The organism is uncultured Bacteroides sp., assembly GCF_958445495.1.
In the GTDB taxonomy this organism is placed as follows: Bacteria; Bacteroidota; Bacteroidia; order Bacteroidales; family Bacteroidaceae; genus Bacteroides.
Genome location: NZ_CAUCSQ010000098.1, coordinates 1 through 4,647, shown reverse-complemented (window position 1 = coordinate 4,647; position 4,647 = coordinate 1). Strand labels below are relative to the sequence as shown.

At 40.2% G+C, this 4,647-nt stretch carries 6 protein-coding genes; 1 reads left to right on the top strand and 5 read right to left on the bottom strand.

From position 1 onward, the window contains the following. Window positions 1-808 precede the first annotated feature (808 nt). Window positions 809-1,321, bottom strand: a complete 513-nt coding sequence (locus Q5076_RS17800; RefSeq protein WP_122136990.1) for an HU family DNA-binding protein — start codon at window positions 1,319-1,321, stop codon at window positions 809-811. 247 nt (window positions 1,322-1,568) lie between these two features. On the opposite strand from Q5076_RS17800, the gene Q5076_RS17795 reads away from it, so the two are divergent. Next, entirely contained in the window at window positions 1,569-1,820 is a 252-nt protein-coding gene (locus Q5076_RS17795) for a DUF4248 domain-containing protein (RefSeq protein WP_175353517.1), read from the top strand. A gap of 263 nt (window positions 1,821-2,083) precedes the next feature. Here the strand turns inward: Q5076_RS17795 and Q5076_RS17790 are convergent, their stop codons facing one another. The 4 genes from Q5076_RS17790 to Q5076_RS17775 form a co-directional block, all read right to left on the bottom strand. Next, a complete protein-coding gene (locus Q5076_RS17790; RefSeq protein WP_303015140.1) occupies window positions 2,084-2,554 on the bottom strand; it encodes a hypothetical protein in 471 nt (156 codons plus the stop codon). A 288-nt stretch (window positions 2,555-2,842) separates the two neighbouring features. Further along, complete coding sequence (locus tag Q5076_RS17785; protein WP_234133010.1) at window positions 2,843-3,367, bottom strand: hypothetical protein; 525 nt, start codon at window positions 3,365-3,367, stop codon at window positions 2,843-2,845. Continuing rightward, on the bottom strand, window positions 3,330-4,067 hold the full coding sequence (locus Q5076_RS17780; RefSeq protein WP_004321738.1) for an ImmA/IrrE family metallo-endopeptidase: 738 nt from the start codon (window positions 4,065-4,067) through the stop codon (window positions 3,330-3,332). Before Q5076_RS17780 ends, Q5076_RS17785 begins: the two co-directional genes overlap by 38 nt. Beyond that, complete coding sequence (locus tag Q5076_RS17775) at window positions 4,054-4,404, bottom strand: helix-turn-helix domain-containing protein (protein ID WP_004321740.1); 351 nt, start codon at window positions 4,402-4,404, stop codon at window positions 4,054-4,056. Before Q5076_RS17775 ends, Q5076_RS17780 begins: the two co-directional genes overlap by 14 nt. Window positions 4,405-4,647: the final 243 nt, after the last annotated feature.

Genomic DNA, 4,647 nt, shown 5'->3' with positions numbered 1-4,647 from the left:
TCCCTCATTGACTAAACCTCTTTTAGCTCCGAAACCGGATACAAAGATAGAAGATTATCTAATAGCTTGGTTAGCTTTTAACATTAAATTTTGGGAAACTTTTCTTTCTCGCTGATATAGAAAGTTTTCCAAAACGGAAAACTTTTTTCTGATTTTAACGCAAGAAGTATTCTGTTTTCATTCATCTTTTTTCCGGAAAACAGACATCTCACAGGACACCTATCCCCTATTGCAGCTACAAAAGTGGGAAATTATTTTCTTTTGTTCTATACAAAATCAAAGAAATATTTCTGCCTTTTAAAAATTACTACTGATTTTTTCTTTTTCACTATGTTTCCGAAAAAGGATTTTCGGAATACGAAAAAAAGAAAAGCTGCCTCGTTCATTCGAGACAGCTTTTCACTTATTCCTTAACCTTACGTTTACTCTATGAATGGCTACACGTTTTTACCTGTTACGCGAGCTACGTGTGGGCGACACGTCTTACATATTTACGCTATTCGGTTTCATACCTTTTTCAGATACGCCAACTCTTTTCTATCTGGCTAGTCCTTTTCTACCTTACCGTTTCTCCGGTGGCGGAAACGCAAAACTGCTTCAAGAATATCCAGCAACTTTTCCAATAATAATCTCATCCGTTTTCTTTTAAAGGTTAATAATCCGTTTTAAATACCTGTCACTAATTAATTACTATCTTTTTCCAGGCACGGATTACACAGATTAACACGGCTACTTTGCAGCAATGACAACACTAAAGACCGTGAAATCCGTGTAATCCGTGCCTAAATTATTGTATAAACAAATTCGGTTAAGCGGCCGGGTCCGGAGCTTCGCCTCCTCCGCCACCAGGTTCGTTGCCGTCATCCGGGTCTTTGTCAATGACGTCGTCGGCAACAAACGAACCCGCTACATCCTTGATGTGCACAAATTCCACTCCAGTGGTCAATGCGCGGGTAGCACTTCCGTTAGCGGCACGGGTGTATTCAGGGGTAAACTGACAACGCAATGAAGTGATCTGCGAACTGCTGACTTTACTCTCCAACTCCACTCCTTTTCCTCCTGCTTTGGCAATCATTGTAAATGTTCCCAAGCCTTCGAGACGCACCGTGCGGCTGTTGAGCAACTGTTCGCGCATCACCGACATCAGGTTACGAATCACGTTATGAACATCACCCGCCGTCAGCGAGGCTTTTTCTGCAATCAATTCCGCCATTTTCTGCGTATTGACCATTTTCCCGAATTTCACCAGACGGGGATAATAAAGTTTCTGTCCTTCCTTGTTGGCAAGTGTTGCCTGATAAGGTTTGTAAATTAATGGCATACTGTTTTCCTTTCTTTTTTGATTGATGAATAAATAACTACTGTTTGTAACCGATTACGAAGACAAAAGTACACGAAGAGAAAAAAGCAGGGAAACACGATGTTACAACCCGTCGCAAGAGAGAACAGACAAGCACAAATTGACACGATTCATGCCTGCAAAGGCTTCTGTACAACACAGAACCAACCAGCATAAAAAGGCGTACCTTTGCATGAGTTCATAAATAAACCTCTAAAAAACAGTCAATATGAAAACAGAAACAACCCCAAAAGCAGAAACAGAGAGCCGTACCCGCATACAAGCCTATAGCAAAAGCCAGTTGGCCGGACTTTACCTACCTCACATACAGTCCGCCTCGGCACGACGCACCCTCCGTAGTTGGATTGCCAAGAATACCGCACTGCAAGCCGCACTCGCCCAAACCGGATATAGCGAAAAAGCCATCCTGCTCACTCCGGCACAAGTAGGACTATTCTTCAAGTTTTTAGGAGAACCTTGAAACGACTCTTTTATAAGGAAATATCATTCGGCCAAAGACAAAACAAGGCAAAAACAAGCCAAAGATAAATAAGGCAAGACCAAACAAAGCGGACATTTCATCACAGACCACGCGAATCAAATTATAACTTGCTGATTGCTGTTATAAAGAATCCGAGATAATCTGTAGTGAAATGTCCGCCCATTAGATGAGAAAAGGATTATATCATTCCGGAGTACCTTCTCCCGACGGCTTCATCAAATCGACTGCCCCCCCGTTTTCCTCTATTCTCCATCTTTTTTCTTCACCTTTCCTTCCTTTTCACCAGTCTCCGGAAGCAATGTTTTATCGTCATTAAACTGAATATCAATACGAATATGATGATTATCATCAACTGTATAGCCTACATCCGCAGAATCTCCTAGAAAAAGCTTCAGAATCCAGCACAACACCTCCGGAATATTGACAATAATCGTTGCCTTTCCAATCACACAAGAGAAAAAATTAAAGATAGTTGTCCAATTTGGTATAGGACTCCGACCGTCGAAATTACACCTGTACACACGCCCCACGGACGAACGCGAACAATCCGAATTCTTTTCAACATATTTTTCTGGAATATTATTCAGTTGCCCCAACTTAAAAACACAATCAATTACTTTCTTCTTAACATCATCGTCGCTGTGACGTACACCGGTCATTTCTTTCTGACCATTTTCACTGTTAAAAACCACTTCTCTTTCTACCTTAGTCATTTTTTACATTTTATTTAATATTTACATATAAAATTCACGACAAAAGTACAATGCTTATTTTAACATATATGTTCAAGCATGACACATTCTATATTTTTCATCCATATTTTCACAAAGAAAGAGGGTTTGGGGTACCCATTTTCTACCTTACCGGTATTATCAAGAAAATAGATGAAATAAAATCTGCCAAAGAGGAAAGAAATCACTCGTTCCAAGAGCTGTGATTTGCGCTAAGAAAAGATACCTGAACTATTACTAAAAATAAATCAAGAGAATAGAAAAGCGATGTCAAATAGCGACTGTACATTTATAGCGGGTAATATCAACTTCCGGCAACTTGCTCCCTGAAGCAATTACCTTAGCAATAAACTCGTTACATTCCTCTGCCGAAAGCTTCTTCCGGCAAAAAGCATAATATAGAAAATCAAGAGTAGTCAGAAAAGTTATACCGTTCTGCAAACAATAGTCCTTTATATCCTTCAAATTACTGCTACCCAGCACATCACGGTGGTCTCTGCAATAAATCATGCAGGCACTCTCACCGTGTCCAAACGTTTTAAGTAATTGGAAATAATCTTTCAGCGATGCTCCCGTAGGGGAGAAACGTTCTTGCGTTATCTTTGAAAAATAAGAAGTATAATTATCAATCAGGGCTTTAGTCCGGTGATCTTTGGATACTTCATTATAAACCACATCCAAAATAACATATTCGTATTCGGGAAAGATGTCCGGCAACAAAGAAAATGCTTCCGCTTTCACAAAATGGATGATAACGTCAGCATCCAGTATTATTTTCGTCTTCTTCTGTTGCATGTGTGTTTATTTTGCGGAGTAACTCCCAATAATGCCCCTCTGATATTTTTTCCTGTTCAAAAAGTGAACGGGCTTTTTCGCCAAAGTCTCCGATTACCAGTCCTTCGTTTGCCGGATCATATAATGCAGTGTCATAACCGAAACACAAAGCCGAGTGTTTCACCGGTTCATCTGCCAGCGCAAGACGTGCAGCATTGGTCAGTAAACCAACATTCAGCAATCTGTAAAGCAGTGCAGAGCGGGAAACAGAAAAGTAATGTTCCAATTTCAACACTGTTGCCAATGAGATCTTTTTTGTTTTCAATTCATTTTCCGGGATAAGTTGACAAAGTCCTGTCTCCGGCATCAGCAAAGAAGAAGCAAACATATCGGCGCTCTGTTCTACGGGGTCTTTACTTCCACTACAAGGGTTGCATTTGTGCGGAGTTGGTTTACTTTCAATATACAAGTGATAGAGTTCGTGGGCAATCGTGAAATGTTGCCTGCCTCTTGAATGGGAAGAATTCACGAGCATGAACCGATGTCCGGAACCGTCTTTGAGGCACATTCCCGAAAAGTTATCGGAAAGAGGGCGGAAAATGGTCAATACATTCAATTTCAGCAACAGACTTTTCAGATTAATGGCTTCCGAAGCACTCAATCCGTTATCCGCGCGAAATTCCGCCACTTGTCTTTCTATGATGAATTTATTTGGAGCCATTTCCAATCCGTTCCATTTTAAGGTAAGACTTCACGAGATCTTTAAAATGGGCTATTTCTTTCAAATCCCCTTCTTCAACATCGGAGATACGAAAAGCAGTAGCCAGAATCTCATTGTCGGCTTCTACATTATCTTCAAACAGAAGAAACGCTTCACAGCCAAACAAATCAGCAATCTTCTCTAACAAATGAAAAGGCACTTCACGAACACCGCTTTCATAGTTACTATAAGCCGACCGCTCCACACCGATAGATTTCGCTACCTGCTCCTGCGTAAAACCGGATAATTCTCTGGTTTTCTTCAAGTTCTCTCCGACAATCTGATTCATGGTTTTCATTAGTCACCTCCTTTATTCTGTGGCAAAAGTAATTCTAAAATAAATAATAAACAAGTTTTGCCACAGATAAGTTTAATCTTCCGCCATTTACTTTTTCTCACATAGCACTCAATCATGACTCAATCGTTTCAACGTCTTTTTATGGTTCACGCTTGGACAGCTATTACATTACCTGCTCTCTATCTTTGCCCCATAATCAAATCATTAAAACGAATCAAAATGACTGAAACTGAAAAAAATCAT